Origin of the sequence: Ruegeria pomeroyi DSS-3 (assembly GCF_000011965.2) — a bacterium.
Taxonomy (GTDB): domain Bacteria; phylum Pseudomonadota; class Alphaproteobacteria; order Rhodobacterales; family Rhodobacteraceae; genus Ruegeria_B; species Ruegeria_B pomeroyi.
This window is the reverse complement of the sequence record NC_003911.12, coordinates 379,337-399,859: the sequence shown is the minus strand read 5'-3', so window position 1 is coordinate 399,859 and position 20,523 is coordinate 379,337. Positions and strand designations below refer to the sequence as shown.

Sequence of the window (20,523 nt, the reverse complement as noted above, 5' to 3'; positions counted from 1 at the left end):
GAGGACCGAGATGCGCAAATTCCTTGTTGTACTGGATGACAGCCGCGAATGCCTGAACGCAATGCGGTTTGCCGCCATGCGCGCCGCGCATACGGGGGGCGGGGTGGCGATCCTGTCGATCATTCCGCCGGACGAGTTCAATCACTGGATCGGCGTCGGCGAGGTAATGCGCGAAGAAGCGCGCGAACGTATTCACGCGCATTTCGAGGTATTCGCCAAATGGATGCGCGACAAGCAGGGGGTCGAGCCTGAACTGGTGATCCGCGAGGGAGAGGCGGTGCCCGAGATCATCGCCCATGTTCAGGAAGACCCTGAAATCGGCGTTCTGGTTCTGGGTGCCGGTACCGACAAGAAGGGCCCCGGCCCGCTGGTGTCGCAGCTCAGCCGCTCGTCGGGCAGCCTGCCCATCCCCATCACTATCGTGCCGGGCGATCTGAGCAAGGAAAAGCTCGAAGCGATCACCTGAGGCCGGCATGGGCAAGCGCATCGCATTCTGGTTCGAATTCGCCTCGACCTATTCCTATCTCTCGGCGATGCGGATCGAGCGGGCCGCCGCCGATCTGGGGGTGACCATCGCATGGGAGCCCTTCTTGCTGGGGCCGATCTTTGCGGCACAGGGCTGGACCAGCTCGCCCTTCAACCTCTTTCCGGCCAAGGGGCGATACATGTGGCGCGATATGGAGCGGCTTTGCGCCCGGCAGGGCCTGCCGTTGACGCGGCCCGACCCGTTCCCGCAAAACGGGCTTCCGGCGGCGCGGCTGGCGATGGTAGCGCGCGAAATGGGCCACATCGCACCCTTTGTCCGCGCCGTTTATGCTGCGCAGTTCGGACGTGGGCTGGTGATATCGGACCCGCAAGTGCTGGCCGAGTGCTGGGCCGAGGCCGGGCTGCCGCCCGAGGCCATGGAGCAGGCCAAATCGCCCGAGATCAAAGCCGCGCTGTTTGCGCAGGGCGAACGCGCCGCCGCGCTCGACCTGTTCGGAGCCCCCAGTTTCGTGGTCGGAGAGGAAGTGTTCTGGGGTGACGACCGGCTGGATCAGGCATTGGCGCTGGCGGCCCAGTCCTGAGTGGGCCGGGGCTTTGGCGTCCTGCGCACACCCGTTTGCGCGAGCGGTCGAGTTCACTCCGATCTGGCGCGGGCGCGATGCGTTGCCACCTTGGCCCGATTGCCGCAAACCGCCATGCTGCACCACCTGCGGCGGTTGTTCTTGCTGACATCGCGGAACCAATAGGTACAGGTAGGTCCGCCACACTGCCGGGTCCGACCGGACTCGCCCTGGCTCAACAGTTCGGCGATGGCGAGGGCACATAGACCGACCAGATCACGACCGGTTCGAAACCTTTGCACATGCTGCAGCTCTTGCGTGCCCGCCTCGGTCATGACGATACGGGCATGCCCACTGGTTTCCGCAAGACAGGCGTTCAGGCGATCGACAAACCCGGCCGAGGCCACCGGCACGTTCTCTCGAAACATCGCCCGCAAATCCCGTAGGTCGGATGCGGCGGCATCCAGTTCCCGCGCGCCAAGCGTGCTGCGAACCAACTCGGCCTCTGTGGCGCCCAGCAAGCCGACCGCCTGCATCCAGGCCAGCATCTCGGTGCCGTTCTGCAACCAGTCGATTTCGGTGCCATAGGGTGCCCCGGTCGAGTTCAGCAACTCGAGCCCCGGATCGTCGGCAATCAAGTAAGGCGGTGGAAGAGCGGTTTGCATGGGTCAGGAGGCCGGATCCAGGTCACGTTGGCGTGACTCGTTGTGTAACCGGCAAAATCGCTCTTTACAAGTTTCTCGACGCAGGTAACCACTTAAACCATCTTAAGTGGTTACAAAGGATCCCACACATGACCAAACTCCTTCAAATCATCGCCTCGCCGCGCGGCGGCGACTCGAAATCGAATGCCCTTGCCGACGCCTTTGTCGCCGCGCAACGCGCCAAGGACAGCACGCTTCAGGTGGATCACCTGGACCTTTGGGCGGAAGACCTGCCGGCATTTGACGGCGACCCGGCCGCCGCCAAGATGACCTTCTTCGGGGTCGGTCAGATGGACCCCTCCAAGGAACAGGCATGGTCGGCGGTCGCAAGGATCACCGAGCGTTTCATGTCCGCCGATCATGTTGTGATGGGCGTTCCGATGTGGAACGGCGGGATCCCCTATCGCCTGAAACATTATATCGACATCATTACCCAGCCCGGAATGCTGTTCGGGTTCGACCCCGACAACGGCTATTCCGGCCTGTTGAGGAACAGGAAGGCAACTGTGGTGACGACAAGCGGCGTCTGGTCCGAGGGGGCGGATGCCAGATTTGGCAGCGATTTTCACTCGACCTATCTGAAATGGTGGTTCGAGACGATCGGAATCACGGATGTCACCTTTGTCAGATACCAGCCTTCGCTGCTGACGGACGATCCTCAGGCAGGGTATGACCGGGCGCTCGCCGCCCTGACTGCCGCCTGATCGCGGCAAACCTTGCACAGGGGTTGGCCGAATCCCGGCCAACCCGATCTTTAGAACCGTTCCAAAGTTGACAACGAGCGGGTGCCGCCTCATATCTGAGGGGAGCGATAAGGAATTCCGACCATGTTCATCCAGACCGAATCGACCCCGAACCCGGCAACGCTGAAATTCCTGCCCGGACAAACCGTTCTGGAGGTGGGCACTGCCGATTTCCCCTCGGCCGAAGCGGCCGAGAAATCGCCGCTGGCCGCCCGTATCTTTGCCGTCTCCGGGGTGACCGGTGTGTTCTTCGGCAATGATTTCGTGACCGTGACCAAGGCCGAAGGCGTCGAATGGGATCATATCAAACCCGCGATCCTGGGCGCCGTGATGGAGCATTATCAGTCGGGCCAGCCGGTGATGGGCGCCGATGCGCAGACCGGGTCGGGCCATGCCGAACACAGCGGCGAGGATGCCGAGGTGGTGACCCAGATCAAGGCGCTGCTGGATAGCCGGGTACGCCCGGCGGTGGCTCAGGATGGCGGCGACATCACCTTTCACGGGTTTGACCGGGGTGTGGTCTATCTGCATATGCAGGGCGCCTGCGCGGGCTGTCCGTCTTCGACCCTGACCCTGAAAATGGGGATCGAGAATCTGCTGCGCCACTACATCCCCGAAGTGACCGAGGTCCGCCCCGTTGCCGTCTGACCCGGTCATTCTGGCATTCGACACATCGGCCGCGCATTGCGCGGCCGCTTTGCTGGTGGGTGACCGGATCGTCGCCGCCACCGCCGAAGAGATGACGCGCGGCCAGGCCGAGCGGCTGATGCCGCTGCTTGAAGAGGTACTGGCCGGGGCTGGCTTGGGCTGGCACGATCTCGACGCCATCGGCGTCGGAATCGGGCCGGGCAATTTCACCGGCATCCGGATTTCCGTCTCGGCCGCGCGCGGGCTGGCACTGGGGCTTGGTATCCCTGCAGTCGGCGTGGACGGGTTCGAGGCCCGCGCGCTGCTGACGCCGCTGGGCGTCCACCCGGCGATCCCCGCGCCCCGCGATCACGTCTACCTCGCCCCCGATGGCGGCACCCCGCAGCTGTTGCCACGGGATCAGGCAGAGGCGCTTGGCCCGCTTCAGGCCGAGTACAGCCCGCAAGGGCTGGCCGAGGCCATCGCCCGTGCCGCCGCCCCGCGCTGGCGCGATGCCACCATCCCGCCGGCCCCGCTTTATGTCCGCCCGGCAGATGCGGCGCCATCGCGTGACCGGCCGCCAGTGCTGCTGGACCCATGACACCGACAGAGCTGGCCCGGCTGCATGCCCGCGCCTTCACCCAGTCGCGACCCTGGAGCGAGTCGGAGTTCGCTGCGTTGCTGGGCAACCCCCATACCCATCTCGTCGGCGATCTCCGCTGTTTCGCCCTGTTTCAGGTGATCGCGGGTGAGGCCGAATTGCTGACCATCGCCACCGATCCGGACCAGCGCCGACAGGGGCTGGCCCGCGCCTGCATGGATGCGTGGCAGGCGCAGGCGGCCCGCGCGGGCGCCACCCGCGCGCTGCTTGACGTCGCGGCCGACAACGATCCGGCCATTGCACTCTACACCGCCTGCGGCTATGCGCCCTGCGGTCTGCGCCGGGGCTATTACCGGCGCCCGAGCGGAGAGACAGCCGATGCCATCGTGATGGAGCGCCCCCTGCCCTGACGGCAAGCGCCGCATTCTCGGACCATTCGGTCAAAAAGCGGTTGACCGGCAGGGTTGCAACCGGCCTTAATTGCCAGCATCACAGCAGTTCTGCTCGCTCTGAGCGGGGTGACTGGTCCGCCCACCGCCCCGGGAACAATAACCAACGGGAGTATAAAATGACCCTGATGAAATCCCTGATGGGAGCCGCCGCCGCGATGGCGCTGACCGCGGGCGCCGCCCTGGCCGAACCGGCCCTGATCTTTGATCTGGGCGGCAAGTTCGACAAGTCGTTCAACGAGGCCGCATTCAACGGCGCGCAGCGCTGGGCCGAGGAAACCGGCGGCAGCTTCCGCGAGATCGAGCTGCAATCGGAAGCCCAGCGCGAGCAGGCCCTGCGCCGCTTTGCCGAGGCGGGCGCCAACCCGGTCATCACCATGGGCTTCGCCATGGCCGACCCGCTGAGCGCCGTGGCCGCAGACTATCCCGACACCAAGTTCGTCGCGGTGGACGTGACCTGGCTTGACGCGCCCAATATCCGCCAGATCGGCTTTGCCGAACACGAAGGCTCGTATCTGGTCGGCATGATGGCGGCGATGGCCTCGAAGTCGGGCACCGTGGGCTTTGTTGGCGGCATGGACATTCCGCTGATCCGCCACTTTGGCTGCGGCTATGCGCAGGGCGTCAAGGCGGTGAACCCCGATGTCAAGATCGTGGCCAACATGACCGGCACGACGCCGGCTGCCTGGAACGACCCGGTGAAGGGGTCGGAGCTGACCAAGGCGCAGATCAGCCAGGGCGCTGACGTGGTCTATGCCGCGGCTGGCGGCACCGGTGTCGGCGTGCTGCAGACCGCCGCTGACGAAGGCATCCTGTCGATCGGCGTCGACAGCAACCAGAACCACCTGCATCCGGGCAAGGTGCTGACCTCGATGCTGAAACGCGTCGACGTGGCCGTCTATGACGCGATGAAGGCCGGCGAAAATCTGGAAACCGGCGTCTTCAACATGGGCCTCGCCGAAGAGGGCGTGGGCTATGCGCTGGATGACAACAACGCCGCCCTGATCTCGGGAGAGATGAAGGCCGCGGTCGATCAGGCCCGTCAGGACATCATTGACGGCAAGCTGAACGTCGTGAGCTATTACGAGAACGACAGCTGCCCCGCACTGAAGTTCTGATCCAGATCGCGGGCCGGACCGTCCGGCCCGCATTCACCCGGCGCTCCTCCGGCCCTGCGGGCCATCCTCGCGAAGACGCCCGCCCGGGCGGATGAGCGCCCCTTCGGCCATCGAGGACAAGACATGACCGTCCCCGCCATCGAGCTCAAAGGGATTTCCAAATCCTTTGGGCCTGTGCAAGCAAACAAGGACATCTCGATCAGCGTCGCCCCCGGCACCATTCACGGTATCATCGGCGAAAACGGTGCGGGCAAGTCCACCCTGATGAGCATCCTTTACGGCTTCTACAAGGCCGACAAGGGCGAGATATGGATCAACGGCAAGAAGACCGAGATCCCAGACAGCCAGGCGGCCATTGCCGCCGGGATCGGCATGGTGTTCCAGCATTTCAAGCTGGTCGAGAATTTTACCGTGCTGGAAAACATCATTCTGGGCGCCGAGGATGGCGGGTTGCTGAAACCCTCGCTGGCCAAGGCCCGCCGCACCCTGGCCGAGCTGGCCGCCGAATACGAGCTGAATGTCGACCCCGATGCGGTGATCGAAGAGATCGGCGTCGGCATGCAACAGCGGGTCGAGATCCTCAAGGCGCTGTATCGGCAGGCCGAAATCCTGATCCTGGACGAGCCGACCGGCGTGCTGACCCCGGCTGAGGCCGATCAGCTGTTCCGCATCCTTCACCGGCTCAAGGACGAGGGCAAGACGATCATCCTGATCACCCACAAGCTGCGCGAGATCATGGAGGCGACTGACACGGTCAGCGTCATGCGGCGGGGCGAGATGACGGCCACCGTCAAGACCGCCGAAACCAGCCCCGAACATCTGGCCGAGTTGATGGTGGGCCGCAAGGTGCTGCTGCGCGTCGACAAGGTGCCCGCCAAACCCGGAAAACCGATCCTGGAGATCGAGAACCTGCGCGTAACCGACGAAAAGGGCGTCGAACGTGTCAAGGGCATCGACCTGACCGTGCGCGCGGGCGAGATCCTGGGCATCGCCGGCGTTGCCGGAAATGGCCAGTCCGAACTGCTCGAGGTTCTGGGCGGCATGCGCCCGGGCAGCGGCGCGATCCGGCTGAACGGCGCTCCGCTGCCGCTGAGCGGACCCGGATCCGACGCGCGCGCCCGCCGCACCGCCCATGTGGCCCATGTGCCCGAGGATCGCCAGCGTGAAGGTCTGATCATGGACTTCCACGCCTGGGAAAACGTCGCCTTTGGCTATCACCACGATCCGGCCTATCAATCCGGCATCTTCATGAACAACGCCGCCCTGCGCGCCGATACCGAGCGCAAGATCGAGAAATTCGATGTCCGCCCCGCCGATGGTTGGCTGGCAGCCAAGAATTTCTCGGGCGGCAACCAGCAAAAGATCGTCGTGGCACGCGAGATCGAGCGCAATCCTGACCTGCTGCTGGTCGGCCAACCGACACGCGGCGTCGATATCGGCGCCATCGAGTTCATTCACAAGCAGATCGTCGCCCTGCGCGATCAGGGCAAGGCGGTGCTGCTGGTCTCGGTCGAGCTGGAGGAGATCTTTGGCCTCGCCGACCGGATTGCGGTGATGTTCGACGGCCATATCATGGGCGAACGCCTGCCCGACGAGACGGATGAAAAGGAACTTGGCCTCTTGATGGCCGGTGTCAACGGGGAGGCCGCCTGATGGACAAGATGCCCAAATGGGCCGATGTGGTGCTGATCCCGCTGATCAGCCTGATCCTGGCCGCGATCCTGTCGGCACTGGTGATCCTTGGTATCGGTGAGGATCCGGTGGCCGCCGTCAACATGATGGTATCGGGGGCGCTGGGGTCGACCTATGGCTGGGGCTATACGCTCTATTACGCCACCAATTTCATGTTCACCGGCCTGGCCGTGGCCGTCGCCTTTCATGCCCGCCTGTTCAACATCGGCGGCGAGGGGCAGGCAATGCTGGGCGGGCTTGGCGTGGCGATGATTTGCCTCTACATCCCTTGGCCGCACTGGACCATGGCGCTGCTTGCCGCCTGTGCGGCCTCGATGCTGTTCGGGGCTGTCTGGGCCGCCATCCCGGCCTATCTGCAAGCGCGCCGGGGCAGCCATATCGTGATCACCACCATCATGTTCAACTTCATCGCTGCGGCCTTGCTGAACTATATGCTGGTCAACGTGATGCGGCCCGACGGCTCGATGGACCCGGCAAGCGAACGCTTTCCGGCCGCCGTGCATCTGCCCACCCTGCATGAGCTGCTGGCCCCGATCGGCATCAGCTTTTCCAAGGCGGCGCCGGCGAATGTGTCGCTGCTGGTGGCGGTGCTGGCCTGTGTCGTGGTCTGGGCGCTGATCTGGCGCACCCGGCTGGGATATGAAATCCGCGCCTATGGCCATTCCGAATCCGGCGCGCTTTATGCCGGGATCTCGCCCTTCAAGATCACCATGGTCGCCATGCTGATCTCGGGCGCGCTGGCCGGGCTCATGGCCACCAACAACGTGATGGGCGAGGCCGAGCGGCTGGTCCTGAACTCGACCGAGGGCGCGGGTTTCATCGGGATCGCCGTGGCGCTGATGGGGCGCAGCCATCCGTTCGGGGTGTTTCTGGCCGCGATCCTGTTCGGCTTTCTCTATCAGGGCGGCGCTGAACTGGCGCTGTGGACCAATATCCCGCGCGAGCTGATCGTGGTGATCCAGGCGCTGGTGATCCTGTTTACCGGGGCGCTGGACAACATGGTGCGGATGCCGCTGGAGAAAGTCTTCCTGGCCCTGCGGAAAGGCAACGCGTGATGGATTTCCTGACGATCATCCAGGTACTCGACTCGACGATCCGCCTGTCAACGCCGCTGTTGCTGGCCTGTCTGGCCGGGCTCTATTCCGAACGGGCGGGCATTTTCGACATCGGCCTTGAGGGCAAGATGCTGATGGCCGCGTTCTTTTCCGCCGCCGTCGCCGCGGTCAGCGGTTCGGTCTGGCTGGGCCTTCTTGCCGGGATCGCCTCGTCTCTGGTGCTGGCAGGGCTGCATGGGCTGGCCTCGATCACCTTTCGCGGCAACCAGCTGATTTCCGGGGTCGCGATCAACTTCCTCGCCGCCGGCATGACCGTTCTGGTGGCCCAGGACTGGTTCAAGCAGGGCGGGCGCACACCCTCGCTGTTCGGGGGCGCCCGGTTCGAGCCGATCGACTGGCCGCTGGCCGAGACGCTGAGCGGCATCCCCGTGCTGGGGCCGATCTATGCCGAACTGCTGTCGGGCCATTCGGTGCTGGTCTATCTCGCCTTTCTGGCGGTCCCGGGGACCTGGTGGCTGCTCTACCGCACCCGGTTCGGCCTGCGCCTGCGCGCCGTGGGCGAGAACCCGGCCGCGGTCGATACCGCCGGTGTCTCGGTCGTCGGGCTGCGCTATGCGGCGGTGATGATCTGCGGCGTGCTGTGCGGCATTGCCGGCGCCTATCTGGCCACCGCACTGCAGGCCGGGTTCGTCAAGGACATGACGGCCGGACGCGGCTTTATCGCGCTGGCGGCGCTGATCTTTGCCAAATGGCGCCCGCTGCATGCCATGTGGGCCTGTCTTCTGTTCGGACTGCTTCAGGCGGTCGCGCTCAGATTCCAGAACATCGACCTTGGCGGTGTGGTGATTCCGGTGCAGGTCATGGACGCCCTGCCCTATATCCTGACGGTCGTGATTCTGGCGGGATTCGTCGGCAAGGCGATTCCCCCGCGCGCAGGGGGTGAACCCTATGTGAAAGAGCGGTGATAGGGCCAGTTCCGAGAGGAATTTCGGTCCTGTTCGCTGCAAAGCGGCATTCCCCGTTGATTTGGCGGGGCATGCCGGTTTAACAAAAAACATGCAGATATACCTTCCCATTGCCGAGGTTTCGGTCAACGCGTTCCTGCTACTGGGCCTCGGCGGCATGGTCGGCATTCTGTCGGGCATGTTCGGGGTCGGTGGCGGATTTCTGATGACGCCCTTGCTGTTCTTCATCGGCATCCCGCCCGCCGTGGCTGTGGCAACCGAAGCGAACCAGATCGTCGCCTCGTCCTTTTCGGGGGTTCTGGCCCATTTCCGAAGGCGCACGGTCGATTTCAGAATGGGAACGATCCTGCTGATCGGCGGTCTGAGCGGTGCGGCGCTAGGGGTGGTTCTGTTCAACTATCTCAAGAGCCTGGGCCAGGTCGATCTGCTGGTGAAGCTCTGTTATGTCGTCTTTCTGGGCATCATCGGCGGGCTGATGTTCATCGAAAGCCTGAATGCAATCCGCAAATCGCGCAAGGCAGGCGGCGCGGTCCCCAAGCGACGCCAGCGTGGCTGGATCCATGCGATGCCGTTCAAGATGCGGTTCCGCACCTCGGGCCTTTATATCTCGGTCATCCCGCCGATCGTGGTCGGTCTGCTGGTGGGCGTGCTGTCGGCGATCATGGGGGTCGGCGGTGGCTTTATCATGGTGCCCGCGATGATCTATCTGCTGGGCATGCCGACCAAGGTGGTGGTCGGCACCTCGCTGTTCCAGATCATCTTCGTGACCGCGTTTACCACCATGCTGCATGCCACCACCAACTATACGGTGGATGTGGTGCTGGCAGTCCTGCTGCTGGTTGGCGGCGTCATCGGCGCGCAGATCGGCACGGTGATCGGTGCCCGGATGAAGGCGGAGCAACTGCGCATCCTGCTGGCCGGGCTGGTGCTGGCGGTCTGTGCGAAACTGGCTCTCGACCTGTTGCTGATGCCCAGCGAGCTTTACTCGCTTGGCGCCTCAGGGGGGCATTGAGATGCACCGGATCCTTCTTGCCGCCCTTCTGCTACTGGCGGCACCGCTGACGGCCACAGCCACCGAGGAACAGGTGGTGCTGGGTCTCAGCCGCGACCGGGTTGCGATCACCGCGGATTTCGACGGCTCGGACATTCTGATCTTTGGCGCGATCAAGCGCGAAACACCGATCCCCGATGGCGACCCGCTGCAAGTGATCGTGGCGGTTTCAGGACCCTCGGCCCCCGTTTTGGTCCGGCGCAAGGAAAAGAAGCTGGGCATCTGGGTCAACACCGACAGCGTTCTGGTGGATTCAGCCCCCAGCTTTTATGCCGCTGCGACCAGCGCCCCCTTCAGCCAGGCCCTGAGCGATACCGAGGACCTGCGCCACCGGGTGTCGATCAGACGGGCGATCCGCTCGGTCGGAGCCGACATGAACATCGCCGACGCGCAGGAGTTCACCCGCGCTGTCATGCGCATCCGGCAGAACGAGGGGTTGTATTCGATCCGCGAGAACACCGTGGCAGTGGATGAACAGACCCTGTTCCGCACCGAGATCGACATGCCCGCCAACCTGACCGAGGGCGAGTATATCGCGCGTATCTTTCTGACCCGGGGCGGCAGGGTGGTGTCGAGCTTTCAGACCACGATCGACGTGCGCAAGGTCGGCCTGGAACGGTTTCTGTTCAACCTGGCGCATCAGCAGCCGGTTCTCTACGGGCTGATGTCTCTGGCCATTGCCATCGCCGCCGGCTGGGGTGCCTCTGCCGCCTTCCGGGCGCTGCGCGGAAATTAAGGGCGCGGCCACGCCGTCATGGAGCGTCGCGGCCGCTTCTCACCGTCATGAGGAGCATGCTCGCCTCGGACGGCAAGCGCGTCTTATGCAGGGCCGAGAGCGCCCCCCAGCGTTCAGCGGCAGGCTGCGCATAGACCGGTAAGCAGGATGGTGTTCATGCCTCCTGCTCCTCTTCCAGCGTCAATACCGGCGCCGCGGCTTGCCGCAAGTCATCCACCCGCAGCGGATAGGTCGGTTTCGACAAGCGGTTGCGGACCACCCAGATCAGACGCTCTTGCGCGCGGGTGATCGCCACATAGGCCAGCCGTTTCCACAGGGGTTGCCCTGCCTCGACCCGCCCGGCCCTGGCAGCGGCATAGATATCGGGCGCAAAGACCTGCACCGTTTCCCATTGCGACCCTTGCGCCTTGTGGATGGTCACCGCCGCCCCATGCAGGAATGTCGCCCCCATGCGGGCCGCGAAGGGAATGAACGGCTCTTCTTCATCGGGCTTTTCGATCTTGACGATCGAGGCGGCGCTGACTTGCGGATCCTCGGCGCCCATCACATGCAGGCGCGAGAATCCCGGCTTGCGGCCGGGTCCCAGATAGATCACCTGCGCCCCCTTGATCAGACCGCGCGCTTCGAGGTCGAGCCGTTTCTTGCGGTGTTTCAACGGCAATTCGATCCCGTCGCAGATCAGCGGCTCGCCCTCCAGCAGCTCGGTCTCGGGCGCGCCGTGGACCGAGCGGAACGCATTGATCAGCCGGATCCGGGTGGCATTCCGCCAGACCAGGACCGGACTGCGGGCCATCAGATCGACCTCGACCCGCCCGCCCCAGACGACGCGGTCGTCCTGACGGGCCTTGTCCTCGACCATCCGCTCGAACGCTTCGAAATCGACCGCCGGATCGGCCAGGGCATGGGCCAGATCGAGGATCGGGTTATCCGCCTCTTGCCGGTGAATGCGGCTGAGCGTCAGCTTGCGCGGTTCGGGCAAGGCGTCGAACACCATCGAGCCAGATTGGTTGACGGGCGCCAGCTGCGCCGGGTCACCAAACAGGATCAGGGTGGGAAAGATCTCTTTCAGATCCTCGAACTGGCGGTCGTCCAGCATCGAGGCCTCGTCGATGAAACCGATGTCCAGTGGCTCTTCGCGGCGCTTCCAGCCGGTGATGAAATCGGACCCGCGCAGCCCCGCCGCCGCCAGCGCGCCGGGAATCGAGCTGTTGCGGGCATAAAACGCCGCCGCCCGGTCGAGCGCCTCGTCGCTCAGCCCCTCGATCTCGGGCCGCTCGCCATTGCCGGCCAGCCATTCGGCGATACGCTCGTAATCGGGGTCATAGACCGGGGTATAGAGGATACGGTGAATGGTGGTCGCCGGCACCCCGCGCAGACGCAGAACGCTGGCCGCCTTGTTGGTCGGGGCCAACACGGCGAGGGTGCGCCGATCCTTGCTCTTGCGCCCTTCATAGTCGCCGGAAACCACTTGCACCCCTGCCGTGGTCAGGGCCTTGCACAACTCGGCCAATAGCAGGGTCTTGCCCGATCCGGCCTTGCCGATCACGGCCATCACCCCGGTCTTGCCACCGCCGGGCGGGCGCAGCAGCGCATCGTCGTCCAGATCGACCCCGGCTGCGCGCAGCAGCTCGGTAATGGCATCAAAGGCACTGGCCTGATCGTCGGAGTAGGTAACGGCATTTGTGGTCATGGCGCGACCCTACAGGCGGGGGCCGCGCCGTGCCAGAGAGGACCGATCCGTGACGGAAATTATCCCGTCTGGGCAAAGCGGCGACGGTTCACCTTGCCAAAGGCGCGGTTGAACCAGAGCCGTGAAAGCTCGCGTGAGATACCCGCCCGTTCCGACACCCGCGCGCAATCGGCGGGCGAGAACGGCCATAGCCCAACCGAGATCCGATCGCGGCCTTCGCCCTCGCTACCCAGAACCTCGGGTGAGGATCCGATCAGCCGGTAGATTCGGATCATCCGCTCGTCAAAGACGCCAGCGATATGAGTCAGGCCAAAGCCCTCCATCACCTCGCCCCCGCTGAGCATGATCGCGCCTGCGACCCGCGAGCTGGCCCGCCGCGACATGCAAAAGCGCGTCACCTCCCAGATCAGAGGGCTGCAAATCGGGCTGCCGCCAGTCAGATGGCCGAACACATCGTTGATCATCACCGGCCCGGTGGTGGGTAGAAACCGCATCGAGCCACCATGGCTGCCATCGGGTTCTTCCCAGATCACATAAAGCGGGTTGAGCGCGTCATATTGGTCGCGCTCTTCCCCGTCTTCATTGACATGTACATCCCATCCCAGGCGCGTCTTGAACTGGTCCGCGCGATCCAGAAACATGGATCGGGCCAATTTCGGATACTGGTGCAATTCATCCGCATACAAATAGCGCAGCATTCTTTCGTTCCCTTGCCGTCCGTTATGGAACAAAAGGGGTACATCCGAATGGTTAATATCTGGTCAGCAGGGCGGACGCCCACTAAACCACGATAAGCCCGCGACTCATGGCGGTTGCTATCGCGTGGGTTGTATTGAGCGCCCCCAGTTTGAAGCGGGCGCTTTCGATATAGACCCGCAGGGTATGCTCTGAGATCGACAGAGAATGCGCCACCTGGGCCCGGCTGTAACCAAGCGCCAGCAAGGTCATTGCATCCACTTCGCGCGGCGACAGGTTGCGGGGTTGGTCCGGCTGGCGCGAGCGTTCGAATTCCAGCGCCTTGCGGTTGAAGAAATGCGCGATCAGGATCAGGTCGCGCCCATAGATTTCGGTAAATTCGGACCAGGCCTGGTCATCGCAGACATGGTTTACCGTGAAGAGGGCAAATTGCCCGTTCGGCCCCCGGATCGGGATCGAATATCCTTGATTGCCGACCCCATGTTTCAACGCGTCCTGCAAGAAGGCCTTGGCAACCTTGCCCGACCAATCGAGCCGTTTCCAGTCAACCGGGTGAAACCGTTGGAAACACCCCAAGATTACCGGGTCGATACGGTGATAGTTCCGCTCCAGATATCTTTCCTGCCAGGCTTTGGGATAGGTCGCACAGCCATATTGATCGCCCGCACTGTCGACCCAGTGATAGACGATGTGGTCAATCTCGAGCGTGTCGCGGAGCTTGATCGTTACCCGTTCGAGGTCTTCAAGCGCGCTGGTGGCGTCCAAATCCTCCAAAATCGGGTTCAGGTTGACCTTTCTGCCCATGGGTCGGTGACAGCGCCTCTTCTCTCTTGGACGCGATCTCGGCCGCGGCAACGATCTTGGTGTCGTCGAGCTGCTCGGCCAGGGCACTCAAGCCATTCGCACTGGCGAAGGTTTTGAGGTCCGACAGAACGTCCAGTATCCACTCAGTTTGCGGCATCAGAGTCTCCCCGAAACGGTTAACGAATGATTAACACAACTATAGCATGTGCGGGTTCTGTTAGGAAATTCGCTGCTTTCCACTCCCCAAAAGTAGCGAGGCGGTAAATTCTAACCTCCTGAAACCCTGTGGACGGCCTCGGCAAACGAAAATGGCCCGCGAACCATAGTGGTGATTCGCAGGCCATGATGTCAGCCAGGTCTGTCGGTTGGGTTAACCGCGGGCGTCCAGAACCTCTTCGAGGGTGCGCAGCCCGGTGCGGGGCGATTGCACCAGCACCGACATGTTGCCCGGCTTGTGCTCGTTGCGCATCATCTTCATATGCGCCTCGGGCAGATCGGCCCAGGTGAACACCTCGGACATGCACGGGTCGAGCCGGCGCTCGACCATCAGCTGGTTCGCGGCCATTGCCTGCTTGAGATGGGCGAAGTGGCTGCCCTGAAGGCGCTTCTGGTGCATCCACATATAGCGCACGTCAAAGGTCAGGTTGTAGCCGCTGGTGCCCGCGCAGATCACAACCATACCGCCCTTCTTCACCACGAAGGTCGAGACCGGGAACGTGCTCTCGCCGGGGTGCTCGAAGACCATGTCCACGTTCACGCCCTTGCCGGTAATGTCCCAGATCGCCTTGCCGAACTTGCGGGCTTCCTTGAACCACTCGGCATATTCGGGGGTGTTCACCGTGGGCAGTTGACCCCAGCAGTTGAAATCCTTGCGGTTGATGACACCCTTTGCGCCAAGGTCCATGACAAACTGGCGCTTGCTTTCATCCGAGATGACGCCAATCGCGTTCGCACCCGCCGTATTGATAAGCTGGATCGCATAGGACCCCAGACCACCGGACGCACCCCAGACCAGAACGTTCTGACCGGGCTTGAGATCATGCGGCTCATGGCCAAACAGCATCCGGTAGGCGGTCGCCAGCGTCAGCGTGTAACATGCCGCTTCTTCCCAGGTCAGGTGCTTGGGCCGCGGCATCAGCTGCTGCGCCTGCACATTGGTGAACTGAGCAAAGGATCCGTCCGGCGTCTCGTAACCCCAGATCCGCTGACTGGGCGAATACATCGGGTCACCGCCATTGCAGTGCTCGTCGTCACCATCATCCTGATTGCAGTGGATCACGACCTCGTCGCCGACCTTCCAGCGCTTGACCTTGTCCCCCACGGCCCAGACGATACCCGAAGCATCGGAACCGGCGATGTGATAGGGCTGTCCGTGGCCATCGAAGGGGGAAATCGGAACACCTTTGGAGGCCCAGACGCCATTGTAGTTGACGCCAGCGGCCATCACCAGAACCAGCACCTCGTGGCTGTCGAGCGTCGGCACGTCAACCACTTCGACCTGCATCGCGGTATCGGGATCACCGTGGCGCTCTTTGCGGATCGCCCACGCATACATCTTCTTGGGCACGAATCCCATCGGGGGGATTTCACCCATCTCATAGAGGTCTTTCTCGGGCGCCGCGTAGGACGCGATACCGCTGTCGGTGTCCAAAGCCATGGTGGCCTCCTTTTTCGATCTCTTTGCCGCAACGCAGAATCGCGGCCCTCAGCATGACCTACAAACGGTCACGCAACATTGCAATAGCTATTGGCCGATGTTTTGAAATTTTATGACCCTGCAATTGCAGAAAGTTCTTCTGCATATGCAGCACCGCCATCCATCAGATGCGCGATAGAGGCCGCGTAATAGGTCAGCAGATCCTGCCGTTCGGTCCCGGGGCCGAACCGGCCGTCGGTCTCGACGATGATGCGGCGCTCGATCAGCTGGCGCAAACCCACCTCGATCGCATAATGACGATCGTCACGCGGCATATGGATATGGGCATGCGGCAGCGCAGCAAGCACCTTATCGAACCCTGCGGCCAGCGCGCTGCGGGTCATCGGCCCGTTGCGCAGGATCAGCCAGGCCACCAGCGGCACCGGCAGCACCGGGACAACCACCCCGATCCGCGACATCAGCTCTCGCGCCAGCGGCACCGTTGGATCGCCCTTGGTCCGGACACGGAACTCCGACAGCGACAGCGGCCTGCCGAAACTGACCGCGGCATAGCCAAAGCGATGGAACCGGCCGGTCATCCGCCACCACATCTGTTTGAGAAACCACATCGTGATGACCCCGATCCGGGCCCTAAACCGGCGCTCGCCCCGGCTGGCGGCAGCTGTCAGGATCGTATCCTCGAGCACCCGGTCGTAATTGATCGACACCGGCACAAAGACGACATCACGCCCCTCGGGAATCGCGCCATCGACGATATATTTCAGCAATCCCAGCTTGGGCCGCCCCAACCCGCCCGACAGGCTGAGCCCGCCTTCGGGAAACATCGCCTGGGTCACACCCGCATCGGTCGCATGCCGGACATAGGCGGCCAGCACCTTGCGGTAGAGATCGCTGCGCGATTTGCGGCGGATGAAATACGCCCCCATCGCCCTGATCAACCGGCTAAGCGGCCACACGCGCGCCCATTCGCCCACCGCATAGCTGAGCGCAGATTGCTCGGCGGCCAGATAGGTGACCAACACGTAATCCATGTTGCTGCGGTGATTCATCACAAAGACAACCGTGGCCTCGGGGTCGATCGCACGCAGCGCTTCGGCATCCACATGGCGCAGCCGGACCCGGTAGAGCGCGTTTGACAGGAACCGGGCGAGGCGGATGGCAAAGCTGAAATAGGCAAAGGCCGAGAAGCCCGGAACGATCTCGCGGGCATAGCGTTGCGCCTGCTCGAACGCGACCGCCTCGGGGATACCCTCGGCCTGGGCCTGGTCGCGCACGGCGCGCGCCACTTCGGGATCGTAGATCAGCCGCTGGATCATGTCATGGCGGCGGGCCAGCTTGAACGGCTGAATGGGCCGCGCCAGCCGCGTGTTCAAACGGGCGACTGCACGCTCCAGCCTGCGCCGAAAAAACCAGCGCACCGAGGGGAACAGGAAATGCGAGGCGAAGGTGACCGCGGCAAACAGCACGATCAGCACAAAGAGCCAAAGCGGAAGTTCCACGGTCTGCGTCATTCCGGCACCCTGCCACCAAATGCGAGGCCTCACAATCGTCTGATGCGCCCGGTGATTGCCGCGATGCAGCGAATTGACATGTCCCGAAAATTGCGATTTAGAACCTTCTAGCGAAACTTTGTTACCGAACCAGAATCGAAGGGCCGTCCATGTCGCAGATGCAAAAAGACCGTCAGACTGCAAATCCCGACCGCAAGGCGGACCGTCCCTGGCTGATCCGCACCTATGCCGGCCATTCGACCGCCAAGGCCTCGAACACGCTTTATCGCAACAACCTGTCCAAGGGTCAGACCGGCCTGTCGGTGGCTTTCGACCTGCCGACCCAGACCGGATATGACAGCGACCACGTGCTGGCGCGCGGCGAGGTGGGCAAGGTCGGCGTTCCCATCTGCCATCTGGGCGACATGCGGGTACTGTTCGACCAGATTCCGCTGGAACAGATGAATACCTCGATGACGATCAACGCCACCGCCCCATGGCTTCTGGCGCTTTACATCGCGGTGGCCGAGGAACAGGGCGCGGATGTCTCGAAACTGCAAGGCACGGTTCAGAACGACCTGATCAAGGAATACCTGTCGCGCGGCACCTATGTCTGCCCGCCGAAACCCTCGCTCAAGATGATCGCGGACGTGGCCGAGTATTGCTATACCAACGTGCCGAAATGGAACCCGATGAACGTGTGTTCCTATCACCTGCAAGAGGCGGGCGCGACACCGGAACAGGAACTGGCCTATGCGCTGGCCACCGCCATCGCCGTGTTGGACGAGTTGAAACCGCGTGTCCCGGCAGAGGATTTTCCTGCGCTCTGCGGGCGCATCTCTTTCTTTGTGAACGCGGGCATCCGTTTTGTCACCGAGATGTGCAAGATGCGCGCCTTTGTCGATCTGTGGGACGAGATCCTGGAAAGCCGCTATGGCGTCAGCGATCCGAAATTCCGCCGCTTTCGCTATGGGGTGCAGGTGAACTCGCTGGGTCTGACCGAACAGCAACCGGAAAACAACGTCTATCGCATCCTGATCGAGATGCTGGCCGTGACCCTGTCGAAAAAGGCCCGCGCGCGCGCCGTGCAGCTGCCCGCCTGGAACGAGGCACTGGGCCTGCCGCGCCCCTGGGACCAGCAATGGTCGATGCGGATGCAGCAAATCCTGGCCTATGAAACCGACCTGCTGGAGTTTGGCGACCTCTTCGATGGCAACCCGGTCGTGGACGCCAAGGTCGAAGAGCTGAAGGCGGGCGCGCGGGCAGAGCTTGCCAATCTCGACTCGATGGGCGGGGCCGTAGCCTCGATCGAATACATGAAATCGCGGCTGGTGGATTCCAATGCCGAACGGCTGAACCGGATCGAGCGTAACGAGACCGTGGTGGTCGGCGTCAACCGCTGGACCGAGGGCGAACCCTCGCCCCTGCAGACCGAGGATGGCGGCATCATGGTCGTCGATCCGGCGGTTGAGCAGGAACAGATCGCGCGGCTGGAGAGCTGGCGCGCCGATCGCGACGATGCGGCGGTGGCGGCGGCGCTGGAGGCGCTGCGCGCCGCCGCCCGGACCGGAGCGAATGTGATGGAACCTTCGATCGCGGCGGCCCGGGCCGGTGTCACCACCGGCGAATGGGCCGAAGAGATGCGCAAGGCCTATGGCACCTATCGCGGCCCCACCGGTGTATCCGGATCGGTTTCGAACAAGACCGAAGGCCTGGAAGACCTGCGCGCCGCAGTCGACGCGGCCAGCGACAAGCTGGGGCGGCGGTTGAAATTCCTTGTCGGCAAGCCCGGTCTGGACGGCCATTCCAACGGCGCCGAGCAAATTGCTTTCCGCGCCCGCGACTGTGGCATGGATATCAGCTATGACGGGATCCGCCTGACCCCCGAGGAGCTGGTCGCCTCGGCCCTGGACCAGCAAGCCCATGTTGTCGGCCTGTCGATCCTGTCTGGCAGCCATCTGCCGCTGGTCGAAGAGGTGATGGAGCGGATGAAGAAGGCCGGGCTCGCGCATATTCCCGTGATCGTTGGTGGCATTATTCCCGATGAAGATTCTCAAAAACTGCGCGCAATGGGCGTCGCTAAAGTCTATACCCCCAAGGATTTCGAATTGAATGGAATAATGGGCGATATTGTGACGCTAGTCAGCGACACAGAAATAGCGGCGGAATAATTTCGCCGAAACGCGAATATGATGCTGAAGCGCGTCCTTCTATGTGCTTAATGTGGCGCGATTGCCGCTAGGGTTTTTCTGGCGGTCAATAGAACTCGTAAGGAGCACAAAATGGGAATCGATCTTAGCGGAATGTCGCGCAAGGAACTGATCAGCCTGAGGGACCAGGTTGACGGGGCCATCAAGGCGGCCGAACAGCGTGAACGCCAGGAAGCGCTGAAGGCAGCGGAAAAGGCGGCTGCTGAATTCGGCTTTTCGCTGTCTGAGTTGTCGGGCGAGGCCCGGCGGTCGACCAAAGGCACAAAGGCCCAGGCGAAATACCGCAATCCCGCAAACCCGGAACAGACCTGGTCGGGACGCGGACGCAAACCGCAATGGGTGCATGATGCCATTCAGGGTGGCGCGGATATTTCCGAACTCGAAATCTAAGCGGATTTTTCGGAAATGACGATCCATATCGGCGCCAATCCCGGAGAGATTGCGGAAACGGTTCTATTACCCGGCGATCCTTATCGCGCGAAATGGGCAGCGGAAACGTTTCTGGATAACCCGGTCCTGGTGAATGAGGTTCGCGGCATGTTGGGGTTTACCGGCATGTGGCGAGGCAACCGGGTGACCATTCACGGGTCTGGCATGGGTATGCCGTCACTGTCGATCTATGCCAATGAGCTGATCCGTGACTATGGGGCGAAGACACTGATCCGTATCGGATCCTGCGGCGGCATGCAGGACAGTGTCGAAGTTCGTGACGTGATCCTGGCAATGACGGCATCGACGCTGGGCACTCCGTCGCGGGGGATCTTTCGCGAGCTGAGCTTTGCCCCCTGCGCCGATTGGTCCCTGTTGCACGCGGCTGCGCGTGCAGCCGAGGACAAGGGCGTACGGACCCATGTGGGCGGCATCTATTCGTCGGACGTGTTTTATGACGAACGGCCCGATCTGAACGAACAGATGGTGCGCCATGGGGTGCTGGGGGTCGAGATGGAGGCCGCCGAGCTTTACATTCTGGCCGCACGGCACAAATGCCGGGCGCTGGCGGTGCTGACGGTTTCCGACCACCTGCTGACCGGCGCTGCCCTGCCCAGTGCAGAGCGCGAAACCAGCTTCGGCGACATGGTCGAGATTGCGCTGCACGCAGCCTTTCCCGGCGCCTGAGACATGAAAAAGGAAAAACGCGGCCCTTGGGGGCCGCGTTTTTCATGCGCTCATCCAGCCCTGCCGGGCTGTT

At 62.9% G+C, this 20,523-nt stretch carries 22 protein-coding genes; 15 read left to right on the top strand and 7 right to left on the bottom strand.

Annotated elements, in window-relative coordinates; genetic code table 11:
- Positions 1-10 precede the first annotated feature (10 nt).
- Both SPO_RS01955 and SPO_RS01950 read left to right on the top strand, forming a co-directional pair.
- Positions 11-466 (top strand): universal stress protein, encoded by a 456-nt coding sequence (locus SPO_RS01955; RefSeq protein WP_044027819.1) that lies wholly within the window; start codon positions 11-13, stop codon positions 464-466.
- Between the two features lie 7 nt (positions 467-473).
- Complete coding sequence (locus SPO_RS01950) at positions 474-1,067, top strand: 2-hydroxychromene-2-carboxylate isomerase (protein WP_011046146.1); 594 nt, start codon at positions 474-476, stop codon at positions 1,065-1,067.
- A gap of 53 nt (positions 1,068-1,120) precedes the next feature.
- Here SPO_RS01950 and SPO_RS22095 read toward each other — a convergent pair whose 3' ends face one another.
- On the bottom strand, positions 1,121-1,711 hold the full coding sequence (locus SPO_RS22095; protein WP_011046145.1) for a CGNR zinc finger domain-containing protein: 591 nt from the start codon (positions 1,709-1,711) through the stop codon (positions 1,121-1,123).
- Positions 1,712-1,839: 128 nt separating this feature from the next.
- Between SPO_RS22095 and SPO_RS01940 the strand changes: the two genes are divergently transcribed.
- The 10 genes from SPO_RS01940 to SPO_RS01895 all read left to right on the top strand — a co-directional run bounded on the left by SPO_RS01940 (position 1,840) and on the right by SPO_RS01895 (position 10,787).
- Positions 1,840-2,454, top strand: a complete 615-nt coding sequence (locus SPO_RS01940) for an FMN-dependent NADH-azoreductase (protein ID WP_011046144.1) — start codon at positions 1,840-1,842, stop codon at positions 2,452-2,454.
- 123 nt (positions 2,455-2,577) lie between these two features.
- Positions 2,578-3,141, top strand: coding sequence for a NifU family protein (locus SPO_RS01935; RefSeq protein ID WP_011046143.1), 564 nt, complete (start codon positions 2,578-2,580; stop codon positions 3,139-3,141).
- Positions 3,131-3,721, top strand: coding sequence for a tRNA (adenosine(37)-N6)-threonylcarbamoyltransferase complex dimerization subunit type 1 TsaB (gene tsaB / locus SPO_RS01930; RefSeq protein WP_011046142.1), 591 nt, complete (start codon positions 3,131-3,133; stop codon positions 3,719-3,721). The genes SPO_RS01935 and tsaB overlap by 11 nt, the downstream gene beginning before the upstream one ends.
- Positions 3,718-4,131: a GNAT family N-acetyltransferase gene (locus SPO_RS01925; RefSeq protein WP_011046141.1), complete on the top strand. Its 414-nt coding sequence runs from the start codon at positions 3,718-3,720 to the stop codon at positions 4,129-4,131. Before tsaB ends, SPO_RS01925 begins: the two co-directional genes overlap by 4 nt.
- 158 nt (positions 4,132-4,289) lie before the next feature.
- Complete coding sequence (locus tag SPO_RS01920) at positions 4,290-5,288, top strand: BMP family lipoprotein (RefSeq protein ID WP_011046140.1); 999 nt, start codon at positions 4,290-4,292, stop codon at positions 5,286-5,288.
- Positions 5,289-5,411: 123 nt separating this feature from the next.
- The gene (locus tag SPO_RS01915) at positions 5,412-6,941 is read left to right on the top strand and encodes an ABC transporter ATP-binding protein (RefSeq protein WP_011046139.1); all 1,530 of its coding nucleotides are present in this window, start codon (positions 5,412-5,414) and stop codon (positions 6,939-6,941) included.
- Positions 6,941-8,035 (top strand): ABC transporter permease, encoded by a 1,095-nt coding sequence (locus tag SPO_RS01910; RefSeq protein WP_011046138.1) that lies wholly within the window; start codon positions 6,941-6,943, stop codon positions 8,033-8,035. The genes SPO_RS01915 and SPO_RS01910 overlap by 1 nt, the downstream gene beginning before the upstream one ends.
- Entirely contained in the window at positions 8,035-9,000 is a 966-nt protein-coding gene (locus SPO_RS01905; RefSeq protein ID WP_044027816.1) for an ABC transporter permease, read from the top strand. The genes SPO_RS01910 and SPO_RS01905 overlap by 1 nt, the downstream gene beginning before the upstream one ends.
- A 91-nt stretch (positions 9,001-9,091) precedes the next feature.
- The gene (locus SPO_RS01900; protein ID WP_044027815.1) at positions 9,092-10,012 is read left to right on the top strand and encodes a sulfite exporter TauE/SafE family protein; all 921 of its coding nucleotides are present in this window, start codon (positions 9,092-9,094) and stop codon (positions 10,010-10,012) included.
- Position 10,013: 1 nt separating this feature from the next.
- Positions 10,014-10,787 carry a TIGR02186 family protein gene (locus SPO_RS01895; RefSeq protein WP_044027814.1) on the top strand — a complete coding sequence of 258 codons (774 nt, stop codon included), beginning with the start codon at positions 10,014-10,016 and terminating at the stop codon, positions 10,785-10,787.
- A gap of 154 nt (positions 10,788-10,941) precedes the next feature.
- Here SPO_RS01895 and SPO_RS01890 read toward each other — a convergent pair whose 3' ends face one another.
- From SPO_RS01890 to SPO_RS01870, 6 genes are all read right to left on the bottom strand, one after another.
- Positions 10,942-12,477 (bottom strand): ATP-dependent DNA helicase, encoded by a 1,536-nt coding sequence (locus SPO_RS01890; RefSeq protein ID WP_044027813.1) that lies wholly within the window; start codon positions 12,475-12,477, stop codon positions 10,942-10,944.
- A gap of 59 nt (positions 12,478-12,536) precedes the next feature.
- Positions 12,537-13,175 (bottom strand): acyl-homoserine-lactone synthase, encoded by a 639-nt coding sequence (locus tag SPO_RS01885; protein WP_011046133.1) that lies wholly within the window; start codon positions 13,173-13,175, stop codon positions 12,537-12,539.
- 82 nt (positions 13,176-13,257) lie between these two features.
- Complete coding sequence (locus tag SPO_RS01880) at positions 13,258-13,977, bottom strand: helix-turn-helix transcriptional regulator (RefSeq protein ID WP_011046132.1); 720 nt, start codon at positions 13,975-13,977, stop codon at positions 13,258-13,260.
- Positions 13,916-14,134 (bottom strand): hypothetical protein, encoded by a 219-nt coding sequence (locus SPO_RS22740; protein WP_144083945.1) that lies wholly within the window; start codon positions 14,132-14,134, stop codon positions 13,916-13,918. The genes SPO_RS01880 and SPO_RS22740 overlap by 62 nt, the downstream gene beginning before the upstream one ends.
- A gap of 213 nt (positions 14,135-14,347) precedes the next feature.
- Positions 14,348-15,634, bottom strand: coding sequence for a crotonyl-CoA carboxylase/reductase (gene ccrA / locus SPO_RS01875; protein ID WP_011046131.1), 1,287 nt, complete (start codon positions 15,632-15,634; stop codon positions 14,348-14,350).
- A gap of 110 nt (positions 15,635-15,744) precedes the next feature.
- Positions 15,745-17,145, bottom strand: coding sequence for a 1-acyl-sn-glycerol-3-phosphate acyltransferase (locus SPO_RS01870; protein WP_044027812.1), 1,401 nt, complete (start codon positions 17,143-17,145; stop codon positions 15,745-15,747).
- A gap of 149 nt (positions 17,146-17,294) precedes the next feature.
- On the opposite strand from SPO_RS01870, the gene SPO_RS01865 reads away from it, so the two are divergent.
- The 3 genes from SPO_RS01865 (at position 17,295) to deoD (ending at position 20,450) form a co-directional block, all read left to right on the top strand.
- Complete coding sequence (locus tag SPO_RS01865) at positions 17,295-19,295, top strand: protein meaA (protein ID WP_011046129.1); 2,001 nt, start codon at positions 17,295-17,297, stop codon at positions 19,293-19,295.
- A 111-nt stretch (positions 19,296-19,406) separates the two neighbouring features.
- Positions 19,407-19,724 carry an H-NS family nucleoid-associated regulatory protein gene (locus SPO_RS01860; protein ID WP_011046128.1) on the top strand — a complete coding sequence of 106 codons (318 nt, stop codon included), beginning with the start codon at positions 19,407-19,409 and terminating at the stop codon, positions 19,722-19,724.
- A gap of 15 nt (positions 19,725-19,739) precedes the next feature.
- Positions 19,740-20,450: a purine-nucleoside phosphorylase gene (deoD, locus tag SPO_RS01855; RefSeq protein WP_011046127.1), complete on the top strand. Its 711-nt coding sequence runs from the start codon at positions 19,740-19,742 to the stop codon at positions 20,448-20,450.
- The last annotated feature ends 73 nt before the right edge of the window (positions 20,451-20,523 follow it).

Coding starts and splice junctions, on each gene's coding strand:
- SPO_RS22740 (WP_144083945.1), bottom strand. CDS start 14,134: ATGCCGCAAACTGAGTGGATACTGGACGTTCTGTCGGACCTCAAAACC.
- SPO_RS01880 (WP_011046132.1), bottom strand. CDS start 13,977: ATGGGCAGAAAGGTCAACCTGAACCCGATTTTGGAGGATTTGGACGCC.
- SPO_RS01920 (WP_011046140.1), top strand. CDS start 4,290: ATGACCCTGATGAAATCCCTGATGGGAGCCGCCGCCGCGATGGCGCTG.
- SPO_RS22095 (WP_011046145.1), bottom strand. CDS start 1,711: ATGCAAACCGCTCTTCCACCGCCTTACTTGATTGCCGACGATCCGGGG.
- SPO_RS01910 (WP_011046138.1), top strand. CDS start 6,941: ATGGACAAGATGCCCAAATGGGCCGATGTGGTGCTGATCCCGCTGATC.
- SPO_RS01865 (WP_011046129.1), top strand. CDS start 17,295: ATGTCGCAGATGCAAAAAGACCGTCAGACTGCAAATCCCGACCGCAAG.
- SPO_RS01885 (WP_011046133.1), bottom strand. CDS start 13,175: ATGCTGCGCTATTTGTATGCGGATGAATTGCACCAGTATCCGAAATTG.
- SPO_RS01950 (WP_011046146.1), top strand. CDS start 474: ATGGGCAAGCGCATCGCATTCTGGTTCGAATTCGCCTCGACCTATTCC.
- SPO_RS01955 (WP_044027819.1), top strand. CDS start 11: ATGCGCAAATTCCTTGTTGTACTGGATGACAGCCGCGAATGCCTGAAC.
- SPO_RS01870 (WP_044027812.1), bottom strand. CDS start 17,145: ATGACGCAGACCGTGGAACTTCCGCTTTGGCTCTTTGTGCTGATCGTG.
- SPO_RS01935 (WP_011046143.1), top strand. CDS start 2,578: ATGTTCATCCAGACCGAATCGACCCCGAACCCGGCAACGCTGAAATTC.
- deoD (WP_011046127.1), top strand. CDS start 19,740: ATGACGATCCATATCGGCGCCAATCCCGGAGAGATTGCGGAAACGGTT.
- SPO_RS01915 (WP_011046139.1), top strand. CDS start 5,412: ATGACCGTCCCCGCCATCGAGCTCAAAGGGATTTCCAAATCCTTTGGG.
- SPO_RS01940 (WP_011046144.1), top strand. CDS start 1,840: ATGACCAAACTCCTTCAAATCATCGCCTCGCCGCGCGGCGGCGACTCG.
- SPO_RS01895 (WP_044027814.1), top strand. CDS start 10,014: ATGCACCGGATCCTTCTTGCCGCCCTTCTGCTACTGGCGGCACCGCTG.
- SPO_RS01905 (WP_044027816.1), top strand. CDS start 8,035: ATGGATTTCCTGACGATCATCCAGGTACTCGACTCGACGATCCGCCTG.
- SPO_RS01890 (WP_044027813.1), bottom strand. CDS start 12,477: ATGACCACAAATGCCGTTACCTACTCCGACGATCAGGCCAGTGCCTTT.
- SPO_RS01860 (WP_011046128.1), top strand. CDS start 19,407: ATGGGAATCGATCTTAGCGGAATGTCGCGCAAGGAACTGATCAGCCTG.
- SPO_RS01925 (WP_011046141.1), top strand. CDS start 3,718: ATGACACCGACAGAGCTGGCCCGGCTGCATGCCCGCGCCTTCACCCAG.
- SPO_RS01900 (WP_044027815.1), top strand. CDS start 9,092: ATGCAGATATACCTTCCCATTGCCGAGGTTTCGGTCAACGCGTTCCTG.
- ccrA (WP_011046131.1), bottom strand. CDS start 15,634: ATGGCTTTGGACACCGACAGCGGTATCGCGTCCTACGCGGCGCCCGAG.